Below are 22588 nucleotides of genomic sequence, written 5' to 3' on the forward strand. Positions count from 1 at the left end.
CATGTCCAGCAACGCAATCGGACTGATCGAGACCAAGGGCTACGTGGCTGCGCTGGCCGCCGCCGACGCCATGGTGAAGGCTGCCAACGTCACCATCACCGACCGCCAGCAGGTCGGCGACGGGCTGGTCGCCGTGATCGTCACCGGCGAGGTGGGCGCCGTCAAGGCTGCCACCGAAGCCGGCGCCGAGACCGCCTCGCAGGTGGGCGAACTGGTGAGCGTGCACGTCATCCCGCGTCCGCACAACGAGCTCGGCGCGCACTTCGCGGTCGCCGGCAAGTAGCCATGCCGCCCCAAGCAGAGGAGAGCACGCGGATTCGCACCCAGATCCGCGTCTACCTGTTGGTGGAGGACCTGCAGCGCCAGTTCGCCGCCTACCTCGGAACACCCACCAGGGCCCGGGGTTACCCACCGTATGAGGGCGAGCACGCACTGATCGTCGAGGTGTCCCCCGCCTTGGCGATCGAGCGGGTGATCGACCTGGCCCTGCGTGAGGTTCCCGGCATCCAGCCCGGAATCCTGTACGTGGAACGGCAATTCGGCGTGCTGGAGATCCACTCGGCCAATCTGGAGGATGTCCGGCGAGCCGGCGAGGCGATCCTGTCCGGCACCGGCAACAAGGCCTCCGACCAGCTGCGGCCACAGGTGCTCTACCACGACATCATCGAGAACATCACCGACCAGCACGCGGTGATCCTCAACCGCAATCGGCAGGCGTCGATGATCCTGCCCGGGCAGTCTCTGCTGGTGTACGAGATGACCCCGGCGCTGTTCGCGGCGGTCGCGGCCAACGAGGCGGAGCGCGCGGCACCTGGGCTTACTGTGGTTGACGTGCAGATGATCGGCGCCGCTGGAAGGCTCTACATCGGCGGCAGCACCGATGACGTCACGGTGGCACGGGACCGGATCACGGTGGTGCTCGATGGCATCGAAGGGCGGAGCCACCAATGAGCGCTTGCGTGAAGAGGAGATAGGACCGATGGTTATCACCGACGAGATCGATGTCGCCCAACTGGCATTGAGCCAATACGACATCGGGGCGGATGCGACCCTGCGGTTGCTGAACCTGTCCGAGAATGCGACCTATCTCGTCGAGGACGCCGGCACCCAGTCCATTTTGCGGGTCCACCGGCAGGACTACCACCAGCCTCACGAGATCGAATCCGAACTGGACTGGCTGCAGGCGTTGCGGACCGACAGCGACGTCACGGTGCCCACAGTGCTGCCTGCCAGGGACGGCCGGCGGGTGGTGACCCTCGGTGGTAGGGAAACCGGCGGGATCGCGCGCCACGTCGTGCACTTCGGCATGGTCGCCGGGGCCGAGCCCGACGAGGACACGTTGACACTCGACGACTTCCACACGCTGGGCCGGATCACCGCTGCGCTGCACGACCATTCGCGGCGGTGGGAACGTCCGGCCGGATTCGGCAGGTTCTCCTGGGACTGGGAGCACAGCCTGGGCGGCGCTCCCAGATGGGGCCGCTGGCACGACGCCGAAGGCGTCGGTCCGGCCGAGCAGCAGGTGCTCGAACGGGCCCAGCAGTTGCTGCACGACCGGCTGCACGCCTACGGCACCGGATCCGAGGTCTACGGACTGATCCACGCCGACCTGCGACTGGCCAATCTACTGGTGGACCCGGACCCGTCGGGGGCTTCGAAGATTACCGTCATCGACTTCGACGACTGTGGATTCGGCTGGTATTTCTACGATTTCGGCACGGCAGTGTCATTCATCGAAGATGACCCGGCACTGCCGGAATGGCAGGACGCCTGGGTGAGCGGCTACCGCACCAGACGCGAGCTGGCATCCTCCGACGAGGACATGCTGGCATCGTTCGTGCTGTTGCGCAGGCTGCTGTTGCTGGCCTGGATGGGCAGCCACAGCCACTCCAGGGAATCGGCCACCAAGGCCATCAGCTACGCAGCGGGCAGCTGTGAACTCGCCGAGCGCTACCTGCGCTCCAACGGCCTCACCTTGATCTGACTCTCAAAGGACCCCAAATATGTTCGTATCGCTTCAGGGCCGCTCGGCCATCGTCACCGGCGGCAGCAAGGGCATCGGCCGCGGCATCGCCCAGACGTTCGCCGATGCCGGCGTGGACGTCCTCATCACCGGTCGCAACCAGGGCGATCTCGATGAGGCGGTCGCAGCGCTCGCAGACGCGCCGGGACGGGTCAGCGCCCTGCGCGCGGATGTGACCAGCCCCGAAGACGCCCGCCAGGTGGTCGGTGCCGCCGTCGAGCGGCACGGCGGCCTGGACATCGTGTGCGCCAATGCCGGCATTTTTCCCTCCGGGCGGTTGGAAGACCTCACTCCCGACGACATCGACCAAGTCCTTGCCGTGAATTTCAAGGGCACCGTCTACATCGTGCAGGCCGCGCTCGCGGCGCTGACCGCCAGCGGCCACGGTCGGGTCGTCATCACGTCGTCGATCACCGGACCCATCACCGGCTACCCCGGCTGGTCGCACTACGGTGCCTCCAAAGCCGCTCAGCTCGGCTTCCTGCGCACCGCCGCAATGGAACTGGCGTCCAAGAAGATCACCGTCAACGCCGTGCTGCCCGGCAACATCATCACCGAGGGTCTGGTCGAAATGGGCCAGGACTACATGGACCAAATGGCGTCGGCGGTACCTTCCGGCCGGCTCGGGTCGGTCGCCGACATCGGCAACGCGGCGCTGTTCTTCGCCACCGATGAAGCCGCGTACATCACCGGACAGTCGCTGGTCGTCGACGGCGGACAGATTCTTCCCGAATCTCACATGGCGATCGCTGAACTCTAGTTCAACCTGGATAGAATTGGCTGGACCAATACGCGGGGCAGGGGGCCGGGGTGGCAGTTCACAGCGAAGAGTTACGCAGGCGCATCGTCGCCGACATCAACGCGGGCACCCCCGGCGCCAAACTCGGCAGTGAACGCGACCTGGCCGAACGCTACGGCACCAGCCGCTCCAGCCTGCGTCAGGTGCTGGCCGCGTTGGAGGAAGCCGGGCTGGTGCACCGGGTGATCGGCCGGGCAGGCGGCATCTTCATCAGCCACGGGCAGGTGGAGCGGCACCTGTCCGATGTGGTGGGCGTGCCCGCCTTCCTGGCCAATCAGGGATATGTCGCGGGTACGCGGGTGCTCTCGACGCGGATCACCACCCCCGACGATGCCACCAGAACCGCCCTGCGCCTCGGCCCCGGCGACTACGTCATCGAGATCCAACGCGTCCGCCTGGCCGACGGGTCCCCCATCTCGCTCGAACACGCGCAGTTCCCGGCCGATGCCTTTCCCGGCCTGCTCGAACAGCAACTGGGCGGCTCGCTCTACGAAATCCTGGAATCCCGATACGGTCTGGTCACCGGGCGGGCCGACGAGCGCATCGAGGCGGTGAGCGCCACCAGCAGTGAAGCCACCCTTCTCGGCATCAAGCCCAAGGCGGCACTGCTGTTGATCACCCGAGTCACCTACGACCAGAACGGTTCTCCGTGCGAGTTCTCGCGCGACTTGTTCCGCGGCGACCGTACGGCGCTGGCCGTGACCGCCAAGGGCAGCGGCATCGCCACCCACGAAGACGCCAATACCGCCTCGGTCACGCTGCAACGTCAGGCCGGCTGAACTGCCGATCTCACTCCACCGAAAAGAACGAATCGCCCTCGTCCTGCGGTCCGCTCAGCTGCACGTCTTCGGGGACGTCATCGGGATGCACCACGTCGACCTCCTCGGGTTCGTCGACGTCTTCCTCGATGTCCGGCGGAGCCGGCTGAGCCGCTGAGGTATCCGGGATCTCCGCCGCGAGCCTGCTGTCGAGACCTTCCGTCGGCTCGGGTCGATCCGCGGCGTGCCAATCGTCGGGTGGGTCGACGACCTCGTCACCGTCGTCGTTGGCGATTTCGTCGGAATCAGTCGACTCACTCGGCGACAACGTGTCGTCGGGTCCCATATCGGTGTCACTCATCGAAACCTCCGGATCAGACTGGGACGGCGTCGGTTTCGCGATCCCGGGCGATGCGATCGCGTCCGCCGTCAACTGACGTCGGTCGCTGGATACCCGAGCCCGAGAGGTCGGAAACTTGGCTGCTGACGCGCGTCGGCCCGCTCGGTGACGTCCTTCACAAAGTCGCCGAGGTAGCCGATCGCGCGTCGGCCCTCCGGCAGAATGTCAGCGGCCAACGGAAAATCATGCACCTGCCCCCGCCAGACGTGCAGTTCGCACGGCGACTGAGCCTCGGCCAACCGTTGCGCCACCACTTCCGAATCGACCAGCAGTGATTCGTCCGCGCTCACGTGAATCATCACCGGCGGCATATCTGACAGATCAGCCGTGACCGGATCGATCAGCTTTGCGTTTCCCCGGCACTGCCCACGCCGGACAAACCGAGCGAATGCCGAGAAGGCCGCGGCGGTGAACATGGAACACCGGCCGATGTTGGGGTGCGCCAGTTTGCGGGCCGGGTCCAGATCGATCAGGGGCGAGATGGCCGCCAGCCCTGCGGCCGGGGTCACACCGCGCGACAACGCCTTGAGCGTGGCGGCGAAGGCCAGATACCCACCTGCTGAATCACCCGCGATCACCACACGATTCGGGCCATATCCGTTGTGGCGCAGCCAGGACAGTCCGGCCAAAGCGTCGTCGACCGCGTCTGCCAGCCCGCACGTGGGCAGCATCCGGTACCCGACGTTGAGCACCATCGCATCGGCGGCAGCCGACAAACGGGCCGCCAACGCACGATGCGTATTCAGCCCGCACGTGAGAAAGGCGCCCCCGTGCAGATACAGGATGGCGTTGCGGGCCGAAGTTCCCTGGGCCCTGACGACTTCGGCCGGGCAGTTCGGCAGGGCCACCGGGCGGACCGATGCCATCGACCGCCGGGCCGGGACCAGGCCGACGATTCGATCGATCGAACCCAAGGGCCAGGCCAGATTCGGCTGCAATGCCCACGCGCGGACGACATTCTTCACTGCCACCCGGCAGCCGGTTCCCAGTGCCGCTGCCTCCAGGCTCCTCCTGCGGTGAAGCACCCGCTTGCACGTGACCTCTACCTCGGCCATCTCAACCATCTCCCGTTGTAATGACACAAATCGCATACCCGCCAGAAGCGTGATAAAACACCTCGGTGGGTATGCAGTCGACATGGGCGGAGCCGAAGAGTTCGTACCCGCGACTCACGACCTGAAGAAACTGGCTGCGGCATCCCGGGATTGCCAGGGCTGTCCGTTGTATCAGGATGCGACCCAAACCGTGTTCGGGTCCGGACCGCGATCTGCCAGGATGATGCTGGTCGGTGAACAGCCGGGTGACCGGGAGGATCGGGCGGGGGCGCCCTTCGTCGGACCGGCCGGTCGCATCTTGGACAAAGCGTTGGCATCAGCCGAAATCGACCGCTCAGAGCTCTATCTGACCAACGCCGTCAAGCATTTCAAGTTCACACCCGCTGAACGCGGCAAACGCCGGATCCACAAGACCCCCAGCCGGACCGAGGTGGTGGCATGCCGGCCCTGGCTGCTCGCCGAGCTGGACACCATCTCCCCGGAAGTGGTCGTACTGCTGGGCGCAACCGCCGCCAGATCCTTGCTGGGCAATGACTTTCGTCTCACGCGTCACCGTGGCGAAGTCATCCACACCACGGGGCCCGAAGATAGCGAAGACCGGGCACTGGTCGCCACGATTCACCCCTCGGCGGTGCTGCGGGGACCGTCGGACGCCCGCGACGAGGCCTTCGACGGACTGGTCGCCGACCTGCGCACCGCCTATGCGGTGACCCGGACGGTACGCAAGGCCGGATCGGCGGGATCGGGGACATTCATCCCCGCCGCGAGCCCACTCCGCAGATAGTCCAGCACGGCCTGGTTGATGCGTTCGCCCGGAACCACTGCCGGAATGCCCGGCGGGTACGGCGTGATCTGCTCGGCGGAGATCCGGCCCGCAGCATTCTCCACCGGCACGTCCTCGACCGGGCCGAAGAACGCGTCGCGAGGCGACACCACGGTCTCCAGTTCCAGCTCGTCGGGCGTGGGCAGGTCGACGCGCGGTGGCGGGTCGAAATCGTGTGCGGCCTTGCGCCACAACCGGAGCGCCTCGACCAACCGACCCGCGGTGTCCGAGCCGTCCGCCAGCGACATGGTGGCCAGGACCCGGCGATGGTCCGTCATCCCCAGATCGAGCTGGCAGTTCTCCCGCAACCAGTCGGCGGCCTGATAACCCGAGGTGCCTGTCGCCGCGACGTCGATCAACACCTGCAGCCGGTCCAGATCATGGGAGGCCTCCTTGCCCAGCAGTTCCTCGTCGAGCACCTCGATGTCGTCGATCTCCTCGATCTCACGGCGGGTTTCGTTCGCCAGATCCAGTGCCGCCCCCATCAACTCGTGCCCGTGTTCCACCATGTGCCGTCGCCAGCCGTCGATCGCGCTGTACACCAGGACATTCGGGCTCGTCGTCATCAGCAGGTCAGCACAGGCGGACAGCCGGTTGTGGTCCACCAGATCGCCCTGCAGGTGGAACACCGAGCCCTGCTCGAATCCGGCGCCCATCTTGTGGACGCTCACCACACACACGTCCGCGCCGGCGTTCATCGCCCACGTCGGCAGATCCTCGTGGAAGGGCAGGTGCGCACCCCACGCCTCGTCGACGATCAGCGGCTTGCCCCGGCGATGGCAGACGTTCGCGATGCCTTCGATGTCGGCACAGGTGCCATACGGGCTGGGGCTGACGATCAGCGCGGCCGCGGCGTCGGGGTGACGCTGCCAGGCCTGCTCGACCTGTTGCGGCGACGGCGGATGCGACAGGTGACGCTCGGCGTCCCACTGCGGTGTGATCCAGCGTGGTGTCAGTCCCGAGAAGATCAAGCCGGCCACCACCGACTTGTGGCTGTCCCGGCTGAGCAGCAGGCTGCCGTCGCACCCGGCCACGGCCATCATCGCGGCCTTGACCGACAGCGAACTGCCGCAGGTGGAGAACCACGCCACTCTCGCCCCGACCGCCTCGGCCATCAGGTCCTCGGCCCGCCTCAGGTAGCCGTTGCTCATCCGCCGGTCATCCAGCCCGCCGCTGGCCAGCACGTCGCTCAGGAACGGCTCACGCCCCAAGACCTTCAGTACTCGCTGGTCCACACCTCGCCCTTGGCGATGCCCTGGCGGCGAGAACCCGTACCGGTTGGACTGGTGGTACTGGTGCAGCGCGTCAAGCAGCGGTGCCGCGCCCTGATTGCCCGTCATGGCAGGTGAGTACCCACATCAACCCGACTCCCACACACGTGGCCGTCATCACGGCGAACGCCGTCGGAAAGGAGAACGCGGTGGCCAGCGCGCCTACCGCGAGAGAACCCAGGCCGGTGCCCGCGTCGAACCCGACGTTCCAGGCGACGCTGACCGCGCCGCGCGCATGCTCGCCGGTAGCGGCGAATGCCTGCAACAGGGTGAGGTTCTGCAGCGCGCCATAGGCCGTGCCGAGCAGTGCACAGCCCAGGATCACCACGGATCCGCCCACTCCGATGCCCACGGCGATCACCGCCAACCCGGCCGCGCCCACGCCCAGCGTCGGGGCGATGAACCCCGCGGGGCCGTGATGATCGGCCACGCCTCCGATCAGCCACCGGCCCAGTGCTGCCGTACCGGTCAAGGCCAACAACGCCCCGAGCGCCGTCGTGGCACCACCCAGTTGAGGAGCGAACGTGAGGATCCCGCCACCGGCCGCCGTGATCACCACGAGCGCGGCGATCGGACCGGCCAGCGCGCGGCCCACACCGCCGAGCCGATCCGAACGCGGCTCATCCGCCACGGCCGGTGCCGGGCGGATGAACGCCAGCGGCACCGCGAGCAGAGGTGCCGCTGCCAACCCGAACACCAATGGGTACCCGACGTTCTCGGCCAGCCAGGGGGCCAACGGGGTCAGCACGAATTGCGGTGCCGCGATGGCCAGTCCGTACGCGCCGATGGCGCGACCGCGGCGCTCCTGCGGGATCAGCGCGGCGACACCTCTGACACTGCAGACTGTCAGGATCCCGAAGCCCAAACCCCGCAACGCCGCCAGAAGCAACACCTGCCACAGCGATCCGGTCAGCAGGTGCAGCACTGCCGGTGCCCCGAGCAGCACAAGCCCGAGGGTCTGCGTGGCGGCCCAGCCGACCCGTCGCAACAGCCACCCGACCAGCAGCTGCGCGATGACGGTGAACAACATGAGCACGCTGTTGACCGCACCGGCACCCAGGTTGTCGGCACCGATGCGCACCGCCCACATCGGCGCTGCCGGCAACAGCAGGGCAAACCCGGCGAATCCCAATGCAGCACATGCCAACAACGCCGGCATGCCCGGCACCCGCCAAACGGTCACCGTTCGAACACCACCACACCGCCGACGATGGTGGCGGCCACCAGATCGGCATCGAGGGTGTCGACCACCCGCTGCGGGGAGTCGGTGAGCAGGCACAGGTCGCCGGGCTCGCCGGACGCGATACGCCGTGGCAGGGCCGGATTCCGGGCGCTGCCCAGAAATAGCGTCAGCGCACGCCGCCCCGATATCCGTTCGACCGGATTGAGCACCACACCGCGCGGCGTGCGGCGGTGTACCGCCGCACGCATGGCGGCCCACGGGTCGGGCGCGCCGAACGGCGCATCGGTGGACAGCGCCACCGGTACTCCGGCAGCCAGCAGGGTGGCCAGCCGCCAGAGTTGATCCTGTTCGGCGGGAGGTACATCCGTGCGGTACTGATCACCCCGCTCGGCCACGAAGTTGGGTTGGGTGACCACCGTGATCCCGAGCGCGACCAGGTCGTCGATGCAGTCCAGCGGCACCATCGCGGCGTGCTCGATCCGGTCGGCGGGATGACCACCCGCGGCCTGCAGCGCGGCGATCGTGACGACCAGCTGGGCCGCCGTCACGCAATGCACGGCCACCGGCTCACCGGCCCGGTGCCGTTCGGCGATCCAAGCCGTCAGATCGTCCAGATCCAGTCCGTCGTCATGCAGGATTCGCTTGCCCGGCGCCAGGAAGTGCACACGCTGCCGCAAATCCGTGGGGCGATCGGCGGCCCGCAGGTCGGGCGTGGCATCCGTGACGCCGGTGACGCCGTATCGGGCGAGCCGGGCACTGAACTCCCCGACCGCCGCGGGCCTGCGCTCCAGCGCCTCCGACCAGGTCGGGTCCGCGCTGCGCAGACGCCCGTCGGGATGATCACTGCGCCCCAACAGCACGAGCCCCGGGGAGTTCACCGTCCACAGCACACCAGTGCGATGTTGCACGCGCACCGGGACATCGGGAACCAACCGATCCAGCGAATACCGGTCCAGCGGACCTGCCACCGCCTCGTGGTAGCCGACGGCGCGGATCCAGCCGTCGTCAGCCACGACCGCGGTCCTCAGGATCCTGGCCAGCTCGGCCTCGCCGGCCACCTCGGCGGGCCCGACGCGCAGCGAATCCTGCTCGGCTGCAGCCGAGTACACGTGAAGATGGTGATCGTGCAGGCCGGGTATCACCGTGCCGAATGCGGCGTCGAGTACGTGTTCGCCGGGCTGGGGCGGTAGTGCCTGGCCGACCGCTTCGATGGTGTCACCGACACGGAGGTCGACCACGGCCCCGTCGAGCAGCGTCGCACGACGAATCAGCATGGGGCATCGTTCCGTTCCGCCACCAGCCGACGCACCACATCGTTGTCGGAGCCGAGTTCCCGGCCGGGCAGCCCCGCGGCGGGACGTACCCCGATCACATCGGTCTCATCGCCGCTTCGGGAAGCGTATCCGGCCGCCACCGCCGCCATCGAGAACTCGATCAGCTCACCACCGCCACGGCCCCGGGAATCGGCCACCGCAGCTGCGGCATGAAGCCCGGTGAGCGGATCGGCGATGGCATCGCCGATGAATACCGGTGCACCGCGGCGATATCCGACCAGGCCACCGGACACCGCGGCGTCGTCGCCGAACGCCACCCAGTCTGCCTTCTCCCCGACGGTGCCGTGTCCGGTGATGCGCAACCAGATCCGGCCGGGCCTTGGCGCCACGCCGACGGGTCCGAGCCCGCGCCTGACCAGAGCGGCAGGCCGTGAGGCCTCGATCACCACGTCGGCCACCCCGAGCAGCGCCGCCAGGTCACGAGAATCGTCGAAATCGACCGCGTACGAGAGTTTTCCACCGTTCATCCAGTCGAAGAACTCGCGCGCGCCGGCACGGGTTCCGTCCGGACGGTTCGGACTTTCCACCTTGACCACGGTGGCACCGGCCCGGGACAGCAGCTGTCCACACAGCGGCCCCGCCCACATCGAGGACAGGTCGGCCACCAACACCCCGGCCAGCGAGCCGGCCTGGGCCGGACCGAGTGGGCTCACCATCGGCGGGGCGGGCACGGTTTCACCGAGCACACCCGCCGGCAGGCCGAGGAGGCGGGCACGTGCGGCCACGTCCTCGGCAGAATGCCGCGCGGCCCACGCCCCGATCGCCGGCCACGGGTCGGGATCAACCGAGACATCTTGCAAGAGTGCGGGAATCGACGCGATGTCATCCGGGCGCGACAACGTCAGAGCACACCATCCGTCGCGGGTGGGCAGCAGCCGCGTCGCCCCGCCCGCCGAAATCTGCCCCTGCGGGGCGATGCCCAACTGGTCAGCGCGGCCGGTGAGCAGTTCGGTGGCGTCGACCCCGACGCCGGTGTGGGCCGTGAAGCCGTCGGCGACCGTCTGGGCCTGCCGCAGCAGTTCCCTCGGCATCGCCAACGTGGTCATCAGAACTGCAGCGCGCTGAACCGCCAGTCGAGCACCTGGCGGTCATCGCCACCGTCGGGTCCGCCGGCGGCGTACACCAACGAACGCAGTTGCAGCACTCCGGCGTCGGCCGATTCCACATGTAGCTCACTGAACAGGGTGTCGCCCTCGTGTACCGGGCCGGTGTGGTCGCAGGATTCCCAGCCCAACACGGTGACCAGGTTCGGTAGCAACCGGCTCGCTTGGGCCAGGGCCAGCCCGATGGTGTGCCCGCCGTACACCAGACGCCGGCCACCGACACGCCAATCATGATGGGTGGCAGCGATGTTCAGCGTCAGCCGGGCGAGTTCGGGGGCGCTGCCGACCACATCGGCGGTACTGTGCAGGACCGTGCCGGCCAGGGCGGCATCGAAGTGGGGGCCGGGCACCCGGGTCCGGAAAGCCTCCGCATCCCACCCGGCCGTGGGGTTGGGCGCGGCGGCGTCGGTACCGATGGTCGACAGATCGTCGGCGTGTCCCGTGTCGACGTCATCTGCGGACAACGGCAGCATCGCGCAGCGGTAGAAGTCGAGGACCTTGCGGTCCAACTGGTCGACGGTGGTCATCCTCAGCGCCGCGAGCCCGGTGGCCGCGCGTCCGGATTTGATCGAATTCTGTTTGAGCCCAACCACTTCGGTGCGGGTATACAGGGTGTCGCCGATCACCGGGCAGCGGTGGAACGCCAGCCCGCGGTAGAACAGGTTCGCCTTCACCCGCTGCGTCACCAACGTGCTCTGCCCGATCGCCACGTCGCAGACCAGCGCGGGATGTGCCAGCGGACCCGGCTCACCGGTCACCGCGGTGGCGAGTTCGGCGTCGAGAGCCAACCGCACCCGGTCACCGAGGATCGCCTGATGCGCGGCAGCCGCACCGGCGGTCAGCGTCATCGACGGCGCGGTGTCGAATACCTGGCCAACCGCCAGATCATCGAAATACGGGCCACCCTGTTTCACATCTCGCACTATGCCATTCACCACCATCGATTCCGCGGCTAGGGCGGGGTAGGCACCGTCACGGGGCGACTTCATCGACCAGGCCCCACGCCAGTGCCGTCGCCGCGTCGACCGTGCGCCCGGAGAGGACGAGGTAGGCGGTGCGCCACCGGCCGATGCGTCGCGTGATGCTCACCGTGCCGCCCGCCCCCGGGATCAATCCCAGTGCCAGTTCCGGCAGGCCGATCGTGGCGTCCGGATGGCAGCTGACCCAGCCGCAGTAGGACGCCATCTCCAGACCGCTGCCCAGCACCTGGCCGTGCACCTGCGCGCGGCAACGTCGCCCCAGCCTCTCGGTGAGCTCATCCAATACCAGGGCCGGACTGTGCCGGGTGCGGGCCAGGTGGGCGCTGGCCGGATCGGCGAACGAGCCGAATTCGGCCAGATCACCGCCGCTACAGAATGATCGGCCGTTGCCGGCGAGGACCACCTCGTCGACCGACGGATCCAGCCGGGCCACCTCAAGTGCCTCCAGCAGTGCGCCCCGGGCATCGGTGGAGAACGCGTTGTGTCGCAGCGGCCGGTTGAACCGGACGTGCAGGGTGTTCCCGTCGCGTCGGGCCTGCACCGGGTCGGGCAGCTGCGGTGCGGTGGCCGGGCCCCGCTCCGCCAGCCACCGAGCGAACTCCGGTCCCGACTGCAGCGTCGAATACGCCAGCGATTCGGTGATCACCCCGGCTCGGGTCGAACCGGCCGGGTCGAACGAATTCAGCACGTCGTCACACACCGCTGCGGCCTGCGGCCATGTCCGGCACCGCTCGGTGAGTTGGTTCACCGCCTGCTCCACCGAGCCCACGGTGACCGCACGCCGGTCCTCGCAGGGCCGTTCGGTCAGCGTGAACGTCGCGTCATCCGTCGGGATGTCGATCCCGACGCGGACTCCCGCGGGCAGCTCGAGGACGGTCACGAGTACTTGTTTATCAGCCCCTGCTTGTAGAGCTTGCCGGTGTCGGTGCGGGGCAGCTCGGCCTCGAACGAGATCGTGCGGGGGCACTTGTAGTGCGTCAGACGCTCGCGCAGCCAACCGAGGAGCTCTTCGGCGAATTCCGGCGTGGCGTCGGCCGGATCCACGGTCTGCACCACACCCTTGACGCTCTGCCCCATCTCGTCGTCGGGAATGCCGAACACCGCGGCGTCCATCACCTTCGGGTGGACGACGAGCATGTTCTCGGCTTCCTGCGGATAGATGTTCACCCCGCCCGAGATGATCATGTGGTGGCGCCGATCGGTGAGGTAGAGGTAGCCGTCCTCATCGACATAGCCGATGTCCCCCACCGTCTTCCAACCGTGCGAGTCACGCGAGGAGGCGGTCTTCTCGGAATCGTTGAGGTACTCGAAATCGGCGCCGCCCTCGAAGAAGATCTCGCCGGCCTCACCGGGCGGCAGTTCCTTGCCGTCCTCGTCGAGAATGTGCACGGCACCGTTCATCGGCTTGCCGACCGAACCCGGGTGCGTCAGCCAGTCCTCGGCGAAGATCACTGTCGCACCGATGGCTTCCGAGGACGCGTAGTACTCGTCGACAATCGGCCCCCACCAGTCGATCATCTGCTTCTTGATCTCGACCGGGCACGGGGCCGCGGCGTGCATCACCCGACGCAGGCTCGACACATCGTACGAATTCCGCACGCTGTCAGGCAGTTTCAGCATCCGGGTGAACATCACCGGCACGAACTGGCCCTGGGTGACGCGGTGTTTCTGGATGGCGTCGAGTGCGCCTTCAGGGTCGAACTTCTCCAGCACCACCGTGGTGATGCCGGCCGCCTGGGTTTGCATCGACCACACCGACGGAGCGGTGTGATACAGCGGCGCGGGGCTCAGATACACCGAATCCGGCTGCATCCAGAACCCCACCAGCGCCGACATCATGCCCGGGGTTTCCGACGGCGGCACATGCGGCAGCTCACGCTTGATCCCCTTGGGCCGGCCCGTGGTGCCCGACGAGTACTGCAGCAGATCGCCGTCCAGCTCGTCATCGATCGGGGTGGCCGGCAGGTCGGCGACAGCTTCCGGGTAACGCTGCCAGCCGTCCAATTCACTGGAGGCGCTTGTCGCCGACGATTCGGCTCCGTCGGCGATCAGCAGGGTGGCGGGCAGGCCGCCAGGCAGCTCCTTGTCGAGCCCGATCAAGATGTCCTTCAGCGCCGCGGACCCCACGATGGCCTTGGCCCCGCTGTTGTCGATGATGTACGCAGCCTCGGCCGGGGTCAGGTGCGTGTTGATCGGCACGTAGTACAGACCGCTGCGCCGCGCCGCCCACATCACGGCGTGAATGTGCTCGTTGTTCTCCATGAGGATGGCCACCACGCCGCCCTCTTGCAGGCCCTGCCGGCGGAAGTAGTGCGCCAACCGGTTCGCGCGGGCTTCGAGTTCACCGAACGTGACGACGGTGCCCGAAGGGTGGAGGATGATCGCCGGCTTCTCGGGGTTGGCCTCGGCATGCTCGCGGATCTGCATGAGGGCACTGTAACCGGCGCCACTTGACAGGTGTCAAGTGGCGGGTGACGCGGCGACTCGACGGCCCCTACGAATCCACACCACCAGCGGCGATCAGTCGGCGCCGACCCCACGCAGCAGCAGCATCAGGCTCGTGCTGGCGTCGTCGAGGGGCTGCAGCGACCTGGCGCTGCGGCACTGGATGATGGCACCTTCCAGCGAGCTGACGATGAAGCTGCCGAGTGAGGCCGCGGTGGCGGCGTCAACACCCTTGGATCCGACCGACTCCGCGATCACCCTGGACCAGTCAGCAAACACCGCTGCCGACGCTTCCCGCAGCACGAGTGCGTCCGGCCCAGCCTGGGCGGCCGCCATGATGGGACAACCCGCGGCGAAAGAGCTGTCGACGAGATTTTGCTTCCATCCGGCGACAAAGGCACCGATGACGTCCGCAGCGGGCAAGGCCTGCGCCAACTGCTGGATCCGCGAGGTGATGATGCGCCCGGCCTCCAACGTCGCCTGCTCCATCAGCTCAGTTTTCCCGGCGGGAAAGTGCTGGTAGATCGACCCGCGAGCGGTGTTGCTGCGTTCGAGCAGATCGCTCAACCCCGTCGCGTGCACGCCGTACTCACGCATCAGCTCAATGGCGCTCCGAATGAGGCGCTCGCGCGGGCCCGCCACTGCCGCCACCCTTTCCATCATCGAAATAGACCAGTTGGTCCATCCTAGTCGACCATCCATAGACCAATTGGTCTACGATGCCCGAATGCACAATCTGGCAGCCTTCGGCAAACTCAGCAGAGCTTGCGCGAAGCACGCGTGGTTGATTCTCGGGGTGTGGCTGGCGCTGGCCGGCGTTCTCAACCTGGCCATCCCTCAGCTGGAACGCACGGTGGCCGAGCACTCCGCGCCGTTCACCCCCGAAAGCCCGACCACCGAGACCCTCCGACAGATGTCGCGCGACTTCGGCGTCCCCGATACCACCGCTGTCGGCAGCATCGTCGTGTCCAGCGACAGAATCCTCAATGAGGCCGACACCGCGTACTACCGCGACGTGGTATCGCGATTGGTGGCAGACAAGGACGACGTCGCCTATGTGCTCGATACGTACGGCACCCCGGGACTCGAGGGAATCGGCCTGAGCCCAGACGGGAAGGCCATCCACCTGATCGTCGCCACCACCGGTGACGTCGGCTCCACCCGTGCGCATCGGTCCACCGAGAACGTCCGCGCCGCGGTCGACGCGATACCCCGCCCAGCCGGGCTCGACGTCCATTTCACCGGGGCCGCACCGACCCTGTCGGATCTGTTCTCCGCCATCGATACCTCGCTGGCCATCATCACCGTGGTCTCGGTGGTGCTGATCACGCTGCTGCTGCTCGCCGTCTACCGGTCGCTGATCACTTCGATGATTCCGCTTCTCACCGTGGGCATTTCGCTCGCAGTCGCACGACCGGTCATATCGTTGCTGGGCGGCCATGACCTGCTGACCGTATCGAACTTCACCATCGCCCTGGTCACCGCGATGGTGCTGGGTGCGGGGACCGACTACGGCATCTTCCTGCTGGCCAACTATCACGAGGGCAGACGCCGCGGGCTGGCTGTCGACGATGCGGTTGCGCGGTCAGGTGCGCGCACCGCGGGTATCGTCATCGCCTCCGCGCTGACCATCGCCGGCGCCGGAATGGCCATGATATTCACCAAGATCGGGATGTTCCGCACCGCAGGACCTCCGATCGCTCTGTCGATCGCGATAACCATGGCAGTCAGCCTGACGCTGACCCCCGCGATCATGGCGCTCTGGGGGCGGCGCGGGTACGCCGAACCTCGCCCGCTCGACGAACGGCGCTGGCGCAAGCGCGGCGCGGCCATCATCCGTCGCGCACCCGCGCTCGTCGCAGCATCCTTGGCGTTTCTCATCGCCATGAGTTCGGTGCTGTTCACCTTCGAACCCAACATCGACGAGAACGCGATGCAGCTGCGCGCCACCGACAGCAAGCGGGGATATGAGGCCGTCTATCGCCATTGGGGCGTCAACGAGGCGGCTCCGGAATTCATCACCATCCGGGCCGACCACGACATGCGCAACACCAACGACCTGGCGGCACTGGACCTGATCGCCATGTCGATCGGCAACCTTCCCCAGGTTGCCTACGTCCGGTCGATCACGCGGCCCGAGGGAAAACCCCTGCCCGAGACCGCCATCGGCTCGCAGACCGCCCAAGTCGGCGCAGGTCTGGCCGACGCCCACGACCGGGTCGAAGAGGCCATCCCGCAGCTGAAGCGTCTCGCCTCCGGCGTGACCCAACTTCACGACGGCTCGGCTGATGCGGCTGCCAGGCTCCCCGAACTCACCGACGGCGCCCGGTCTCTCGTCGACTTGGCGCGCAATCTGCTCGGCACGCTCGAATCCGCCGATCGGGTCGTGGGTACGCTCTCCGGCGGGTCACTGGACGTTGTGAGCGCGGTGCGCAGCATCTCCAACGCCACCGATTCCCTGGACCAGGTGGTCAACGAAATCGATTCCGCCCGAGAGCGATTGGCAGCTCCCACTGCCGCATTACACGCCGTGTTCGATCCGCTCACCGGGCCAGAGCCGTCGGCCGCCTGCGCGGCGGACAGCTCGTGCCTCCGCGCCAGGCAGGCCTTCGCCGACCTCAACGCGGCCACCGGCGGGCGCGCGCAGCTGGCGATCGACGGATTGACGCTCGCCGCGCCGCTGGTCCCCGAAGGACCCGTGACCACGGCGTTGGACACGCTGCCCGACCTACGCACGGCCATCAAGAAGCTGCGGGCCATGCTCGATCAACTCGGCACCCGCACCCCCGAACAGACGCGTCAGGAACTGAGCCGGCTGCTGTCCGGAATCAATGAACTCACAACCGGTCTGGGCCGTCTCACCTCGGGCCTTGGCCAGGTCAAGACCGGTACCGACACCATGGTCACTCTGACCACCGAACTGAGTGCGGGGCTCTCGCGCGCCTCGGACTTCCTGCACCGGATGTCCGCTGACACCAGCACCGGCGCGGGGCGGGGCTTCTATCTACCAGAGGAGGGCCGCACCGACCGCCGCCTCACCGCAGGAGAGCAATTGCTGATCTCCCCCGACGGGCGCAGCGCGCGCATGATGGTGGTCTGGGCGGTGAACCCGTACGGTGCCGAGGCGATGGGTGCGGTACCCGACGTCATCGCCGCGGCGAACAATGCCGCGACCGGTACCGTGCTGGAGCACGCCCAGATCGAATCGACCGGTCTGGCCTCGCTGTCCCAACGTCATGTCGACCAAACCTGGCGTGATTTCGCACTTTTCGGTGTCGTCGCGGTGGCGGCGGTGCTTCTGGTACTCATCGTGATGCTGCGGAGCCTGGTGGCCCCGCTGCTGATGATCGCCGCGGTCGTGCTGTCCTTCGGCGCGGCGGCGGGAATGTCGACGTTGATCTGGCAACACCTGATCGGTATCAGTCTGGACTGGTCGGTGTTCCCGGTGTCGTTCATGGCCTTGGTCGCAGTCGGCGCCGACTACAGCATGTTGTTCGCCGCCCGCATCCGCGAGGAATCCCACAGCGGGGTGATCAGCGGCATCATCCGGGGATTCGGCAGCACCGGCAGCGTGATCACCACCGCCGGAGTGGTTTTCGCGATCACCATGTTCGCGTTGACAAGTGGGACGGTGCTCAATCTGGTGCAGATCGGATCGACGGTCGGCATCGGGTTGCTGCTCGATATCACCGTCGTGCGCACGTACCTGGTTCCCGCCGCGATGAGTCTGCTGGGCGAGCGCATGTGGTGGCCCTCCCGCGAGGCGGCACACGCGTAACCGTTTGGCCTCCAACGCAAACGCGCACCCTCGTGAGTCACGAGGGTGCGCGTCCTGCTGTTGCGTGAGGTGCCCTGCTAGGCCTCTTCGGCCAGCCGGTGCTTGAGAGCGTCGAACTCGTCCTTGATGCCGGTGGGCAGCTTCTCGCCGACGAACTCGAACCACTCTTCGATCAGCGGAAGCTCTTCGCGCCACTCCTCGGCACGCACCACGAGCGCCTCGTCCACGTCGGCCGGATCCACATCGAGCCCGGACAGGTCCAGGTCGGCTGCGGTGGGCACGATGCCGATGGGGGTGCTCTTGCCGTCGGCCTTGTGCTCGATGCGCTCGATGGCCCACTTCAGCACGCGGCTGTTCTCACCGAAGCCCGGCCACAGGAAGCGGCCGTCGTCGCCACGGCGGAACCAGTTGACGAAGAACACCGCGGGCAGCTTCGACTCGTCAGCGTTCTTGCCGATGTTGATCCAGTGCTGGAAGTAATCACCGACGTTGTAGCCCAGGAACGGCAGCATGGCCATCGGGTCGCGTCGCACGGTGCCGACCTTGCCCTCGGCGGCGGCCGTCTGCTCGGAACCGAGGGTGGCGCCGATGAACACACCGTGCTGCCAGTCGCGGGCCTGGGTCACCAGCGGGACCGTGGTCTTGCGGCGGCCGCCGAACAGGATCGCCGAGATCGGCACGCCCTGCGGGTCATCCCACTCCGGTGCCAGCGTCGGGCATTGCGCGATCGGAGTGCAGTAACGCGAATTCGGGTGTGCTGCTTTGTCTTCCGACTCGCGGTACCAGTCCTGACCCTTCCAGTCGATCAGGTGGTCGGGGTCGCCCTCCAGGCCTTCCCACCACACGTCGTTGTCATCGGTCTTGGCCACGTTGGTGAAGACGGTGTTGCCCGCGGCGATGGTCTTCATCGCGTTGGGGTTGGAGTCCCAGTTGGTGCCGGGCGCGACACCGAAGAAACCGAACTCGGGGTTCACCGCATAGAGCCGGCCGTCCTTGCCGAACCTCATCCACGCGATGTCGTCACCGACAGTCTCGGCACGCCAGCCGGGGATGGTGGGCTGCAGCATCGCGAGGTTGGTCTTGCCGCACGCGGACGGGAACGCCGCGGCGATGAAGTAGGACTTGTTCTCCGGGGAGATCAGCTTGACGATCAGCATGTGCTCGGCGAGCCAGCCCTCGTCGTGGGCCATGGCCGAGGCGATACGCAGCGAGTAGCACTTCTTACCCAGCAGCGCGTTACCGCCGTAGCCGGAGCCGAAGCTCCAGATCTCGCGGGTCTCGGGGAAGTGGGTGATGTACTTGGTGTCGTTGCACGGCCAGGGAACGTCCCTCTGACCGGGCTCCAGCGGCGCACCGATCGAGTGCAGCGCCTTCACGAAGAAGCCGTCGTCGCCGAGCTTCTCCAGCGCGGCGCGACCCATCCGGGTCATGGTGCGCATCGAGACGACGACGTACTCGGAGTCGGTGATCTCCACACCCAGCTTGGGATCCTCGGCGTCCAGCGGACCCATGCAGAACGGCACCACCCACATGGTGCGGCCGCGCATCGAGCCGCGGTACAGGTCGGTCATGATCCCGCGCATCTCGGCGGGGTCCATCCAGTTGTTGGTCGGGCCGGCGTCGATCTCGCGCTGCGAGCAGATGAAGGTGCGCGACTCAACCCGCGCGACGTCCGAGGGATCCGAGAGCGCCAGGTAGGAATTGGGCTGCTTCTCGTCGTTCAGCTTCTGGAAAGTGCCCGCCTCGACAAGATGGGCGGCCAGACGGTCGTACTCCTCGGCGGACCCGTCGGCGAAAACCACCCGGTCGGGCTGAGTCAGCTCTGCGACCTCCTGAACCCAGGCCAGCAGTCCCTGATGTTTCGTCGGTGCGGTGTCCAGACCCGGAATGGTCGCTGAGGTCATCAAATTCTCCTGCGTAGGTTTGTGTAACCCAACCCGCGTTCTACGCGATCACGGCTACCCCTTGGGTAGAGGTTAACGCGGGTGACATACCCACTGTGAACCAGTGGTATGTCCGATCACTCACAGGAACGATTCAGATGGACGTTATCGGAAGGTTACTCACCAGTAGCGGCGCCGTTGCCGTACAAATCCGCCCGAACTGCGTCCAGCGCCCGCTGTAAGGGCGGGATTCGCCGATCCCTCTGGGCGGCCGCCCGAGCGGTCGCGATGGCATGTTCGCGCAGCTCGGCATCCATCGCGGCGATCTTCTCGGCCGCCACAGCGGCCTCAGTTTCCTCACGGGCCACCAGTTCCGTGGTGAGCGTCGCCTCCGCGGCCACCACCCGTTTGGCGACGAGTTCTTCGACCGCCACTCGCAGGGTGGCGGTGACCTCGCCGACCCAGCGATCGAGCACCGCGCGGTCATGTAACAACCCCCGGGTGCCGACCACCCAGATGGCCAGGAGCAGGCCCACCACCGCGCCGACCACCAGGCCGGCGACGGCCAGTCGCGGCGCCGCACCGGCGAGCACCCGGCTGACCGCCACCGCGACCCCGAGACCGAAGCCGGCGCCAAGCACCAACATCAGCCGCGTCTCCAGAGTCCGGGATTTCAGCTGCGGTGACGGCAGGTCCGGTACGCGCGCCGGAGCGGGCGGGTCAGGCGCCGTCAATTCGAGTTCGGCCGCCATGCCGCGCAGGTGTGCGGTAACACCCTCGTCCACCTCACCGACGACCTCATCTGCACGATGCCTGACGTAGCCCTCGAAGGTCTCGATCCGCCGGCGGCTGATACCCGCGATGTCCTCCTGCAGCTCGGTGCGCACCGAGTTGCACCGGTTGCGGGCGAAATAGCCGAGTTGAACCCGGGCCTGCTGCAACTGGCTGCGCAACGCGATGCTGCGCTCGGTGCGGGTCAGCCTGCGGGCTCTGGCCAGCTCCGCCCGCCGCTCCCGCAACACGTCCACGCGTGCCTGACGGTCGGCGCCGGACCCGTCGGCCTCGTACCGCGTGATCACGGCTTCCAAGCGAGTTTCCCACGCGCGCAACCTGTTCCGTCGGGCAATATCCGGATCGGCCAGCTGCTCGGTGAGCAGTTCGACGAGCTCGTCGAGCTGCGGCTCACCCAGATCGGGCGCGGCCGCCACCCCGACCCAGGGCATGCGCTCGTACCGCGCATCACGCTCACCCAGGATCTTCGCATCGGCGTCACGCACATCGCGCCAGTCCCGGTAGGCATCGATCTTGGACACCACGCCGATCACCAGATCGGTGTAGCGCGACGCCAAATCGACCAGGGCGCAATCTGATTCAGTCACCGGGGCGGCCGCCGAGACCACGAACACCACCGCCGCGGGCGCCTCGCCTGCCACCAGTTCGGTGGATTCCACGAAGGTGGTCTGCGGCATCCGTTCCCGCAGCGCCGCCATCACGCTCGTCGATCCGGCCAGCCACGGCCCGGCGACCAGTACCGCATCGCGGGTGTCCACTCCGGGCGAGTTGAGCCCGGGATCGATCGCGGCCACCACGGCGTCGGCTTCTGCGATTTTCTCTCGCGTCCGCGCCGCGATTTTCGCTTCTCGCGTCCGCGCCGCTGCCGGATCCCGGGCCGTCACGTCGGTCATCGTCGGCTCCCCGCCGCGCCCAGCAGCCGCAGTGACCCGCGCACGATGTCGTCACCGCACCGGCGATGCAGGGCATTGACCGGACCGTCGCGGTATTGCCGCCAGCGCCGGGCGCGACACAGATGCGCCTGGCGATCGTCACCGGGATCCACTGTCAGCCCTTCGGCCTGCACGACATCCACGGCCGCGGCCATCACCGCGATCACCGTGTCATCGGCGGCCAGGAAGCGTCCCACTGCCGAGCCGCCGACCGCACGCAGCTCGGACAGAGCCCATCGCACCCGCCCGTAACGCACCGGCGCCGCCGCCGCATCGATGGCCGCGATCGCCCGGTCCACCTCGCTGAGCCGTCGCCACAACGCCGGCAGGGTCTCAAGCCCCGCGCCGCGGCTCAAGGCCAGCGTGGTGTGGGCGATCCCGAACCGGTCGAGACGTTCGAGGAGCTCGCCACGCACCGCGTGCGGCACCCGGTGCGAACCGTCGACGAAGGCGTCCGCCGAGGTCAGGTCGGCAGGCTGGACGGTCAGCAGTCGCAGCGCGTCCAGCAGGAGCGGCGGTAGCGGCCGGGCCACCGCCAGCAGGGCCACCATGGGCACCACCGGCACTCCGGCCTGCTGCCGCAGGCTGCGCGCCCGCCGATGGGCGGTCCCGACCGGACCATCGGGCCCGGAGCCGGCCAGATCCGCCTTGTTGAGCACCACGATCGTCGGATGGCCCGCCCGGCTCAGCTCCACGAGCAGCGCCTCATCCTCGGGTTTCAGCACCTCGGCGGTCACCAGCACCGTGACGGCACCGGCCTCGGAAATCTCCAGGCCCGCACCGGCCAGAGCACGGGCCACGGTGCTCACCCCCACGCCGCGACGCCCGCGCACATCTACGGACAGCGGAGCCGACACCCGCGCACTGATCTCCGCCAACCGCGCGTCACCGTCACGGTCGGCAAAGCGTGTGAGCTCGTCTGCGAAAATCTGGCAGCCTTCCCTGCGTGGTAGCGGGCGCGCCGGTGGCCCACGAAAAATCGTGACACGGCCCGGGCGTACTCGCGAACAGAGGTTTAAGTCCTGACAG

General features: G+C 67.5%; 20 protein-coding genes. 7 read left to right on the forward strand and 13 right to left on the reverse strand.

The window, feature by feature from the left end; all coding sequences use genetic code 11:
* The first annotated feature begins 1 nt into the window (after position 1).
* From H977_RS0102895 to H977_RS0102915, 5 genes are read left to right on the forward strand one after another with little or no spacing between them, the layout of a single operon-like run.
* Positions 2-283, forward strand: a complete 282-nt coding sequence (locus H977_RS0102895; RefSeq protein ID WP_029106444.1) for a BMC domain-containing protein — start codon at positions 2-4, stop codon at positions 281-283.
* A gap of 2 nt (positions 284-285) precedes the next feature.
* Positions 286-951 (forward strand): microcompartment protein, encoded by a 666-nt coding sequence (locus H977_RS0102900; RefSeq protein WP_029106445.1) that lies wholly within the window; start codon positions 286-288, stop codon positions 949-951.
* 28 nt (positions 952-979) lie between these two features.
* Positions 980-1984 carry a phosphotransferase enzyme family protein gene (locus H977_RS0102905; RefSeq protein ID WP_036474996.1) on the forward strand — a complete coding sequence of 335 codons (1005 nt, stop codon included), beginning with the start codon at positions 980-982 and terminating at the stop codon, positions 1982-1984.
* Positions 1985-2003: 19 nt separating this feature from the next.
* Positions 2004-2783: a 3-oxoacyl-ACP reductase FabG gene (gene fabG / locus H977_RS0102910; protein WP_029106447.1), complete on the forward strand. Its 780-nt coding sequence runs from the start codon at positions 2004-2006 to the stop codon at positions 2781-2783.
* Positions 2784-2833: 50 nt separating this feature from the next.
* Positions 2834-3601 (forward strand): GntR family transcriptional regulator, encoded by a 768-nt coding sequence (locus H977_RS0102915; protein WP_029106448.1) that lies wholly within the window; start codon positions 2834-2836, stop codon positions 3599-3601.
* 10 nt (positions 3602-3611) lie between these two features.
* On the opposite strand, the gene H977_RS0102920 is transcribed toward H977_RS0102915, so the two are convergent.
* Together H977_RS0102920 and H977_RS32395 are read right to left on the reverse strand one after the other, a co-directional pair.
* Entirely contained in the window at positions 3612-3941 is a 330-nt protein-coding gene (locus H977_RS0102920; RefSeq protein WP_029106449.1) for a hypothetical protein, read from the reverse strand.
* 68 nt (positions 3942-4009) lie between these two features.
* On the reverse strand, positions 4010-5035 hold the full coding sequence (locus H977_RS32395; RefSeq protein WP_051288665.1) for an alpha/beta hydrolase: 1026 nt from the start codon (positions 5033-5035) through the stop codon (positions 4010-4012).
* An 82-nt stretch (positions 5036-5117) separates the two neighbouring features.
* On the opposite strand from H977_RS32395, the gene H977_RS32400 reads away from it, so the two are divergent.
* On the forward strand, positions 5118-5819 hold the full coding sequence (locus tag H977_RS32400) for a UdgX family uracil-DNA binding protein (protein WP_081681581.1): 702 nt from the start codon (positions 5118-5120) through the stop codon (positions 5817-5819).
* Here the strand turns inward: H977_RS32400 and H977_RS0102935 are convergent.
* From H977_RS0102935 to H977_RS0102970, 8 genes are all read right to left on the reverse strand, one after another.
* Complete coding sequence (locus tag H977_RS0102935; protein ID WP_029106450.1) at positions 5735-7198, reverse strand: aminotransferase class I/II-fold pyridoxal phosphate-dependent enzyme; 1464 nt, start codon at positions 7196-7198, stop codon at positions 5735-5737. The two genes, H977_RS32400 and H977_RS0102935, sit on opposite strands and share 85 nt — an antisense overlap.
* A complete protein-coding gene (locus tag H977_RS32405) occupies positions 7164-8312 on the reverse strand; it encodes an MFS transporter (RefSeq protein ID WP_353587121.1) in 1149 nt (382 codons plus the stop codon). Before H977_RS32405 ends, H977_RS0102935 begins: the two co-directional genes overlap by 35 nt.
* Positions 8309-9586, reverse strand: coding sequence for an amidohydrolase family protein (locus tag H977_RS0102945; RefSeq protein ID WP_029106451.1), 1278 nt, complete (start codon positions 9584-9586; stop codon positions 8309-8311). The genes H977_RS32405 and H977_RS0102945 overlap by 4 nt, the downstream gene beginning before the upstream one ends.
* On the reverse strand, positions 9580-10692 hold the full coding sequence (locus tag H977_RS0102950) for a CoA transferase (protein WP_029106452.1): 1113 nt from the start codon (positions 10690-10692) through the stop codon (positions 9580-9582). The genes H977_RS0102945 and H977_RS0102950 overlap by 7 nt, the downstream gene beginning before the upstream one ends.
* Entirely contained in the window at positions 10692-11597 is a 906-nt protein-coding gene (locus tag H977_RS0102955; RefSeq protein WP_231395870.1) for a hotdog family protein, read from the reverse strand. Before H977_RS0102955 ends, H977_RS0102950 begins: the two co-directional genes overlap by 1 nt.
* A 124-nt stretch (positions 11598-11721) precedes the next feature.
* Complete coding sequence (locus H977_RS0102960; protein ID WP_029106454.1) at positions 11722-12609, reverse strand: enoyl-CoA hydratase/isomerase family protein; 888 nt, start codon at positions 12607-12609, stop codon at positions 11722-11724.
* Complete coding sequence (fadD4, locus tag H977_RS0102965; RefSeq protein ID WP_029106455.1) at positions 12606-14156, reverse strand: fatty-acid--CoA ligase FadD4; 1551 nt, start codon at positions 14154-14156, stop codon at positions 12606-12608. The genes H977_RS0102960 and fadD4 overlap by 4 nt, the downstream gene beginning before the upstream one ends.
* 93 nt (positions 14157-14249) lie before the next feature.
* The gene (locus H977_RS0102970) at positions 14250-14816 is read right to left on the reverse strand and encodes a TetR/AcrR family transcriptional regulator (protein WP_196808155.1); all 567 of its coding nucleotides are present in this window, start codon (positions 14814-14816) and stop codon (positions 14250-14252) included.
* 85 nt (positions 14817-14901) lie between these two features.
* On the opposite strand from H977_RS0102970, the gene H977_RS0102975 reads away from it, so the two are divergent.
* Complete coding sequence (locus H977_RS0102975) at positions 14902-17952, forward strand: MMPL family transporter (protein WP_029106457.1); 3051 nt, start codon at positions 14902-14904, stop codon at positions 17950-17952.
* 77 nt (positions 17953-18029) lie between these two features.
* Here H977_RS0102975 and H977_RS0102980 read toward each other — a convergent pair whose 3' ends face one another.
* From H977_RS0102980 to H977_RS0102990, 3 genes are all read right to left on the reverse strand, one after another.
* Entirely contained in the window at positions 18030-19856 is a 1827-nt protein-coding gene (locus H977_RS0102980) for a phosphoenolpyruvate carboxykinase (GTP) (protein ID WP_029106458.1), read from the reverse strand.
* Positions 19857-20011: 155 nt separating this feature from the next.
* Positions 20012-21520 (reverse strand): hypothetical protein, encoded by a 1509-nt coding sequence (locus tag H977_RS0102985; RefSeq protein WP_231395853.1) that lies wholly within the window; start codon positions 21518-21520, stop codon positions 20012-20014.
* Positions 21517-22437 carry a P-loop NTPase family protein gene (locus tag H977_RS0102990; RefSeq protein WP_029106460.1) on the reverse strand — a complete coding sequence of 307 codons (921 nt, stop codon included), beginning with the start codon at positions 22435-22437 and terminating at the stop codon, positions 21517-21519. Before H977_RS0102990 ends, H977_RS0102985 begins: the two co-directional genes overlap by 4 nt.
* Positions 22438-22588 lie beyond the last annotated feature (151 nt).

The sequence above is a fragment of the Mycobacterium sp. URHD0025 genome (assembly GCF_000426065.1).
In the GTDB taxonomy this organism is placed as follows: Bacteria; Actinomycetota; Actinomycetes; order Mycobacteriales; family Mycobacteriaceae; genus Mycobacterium.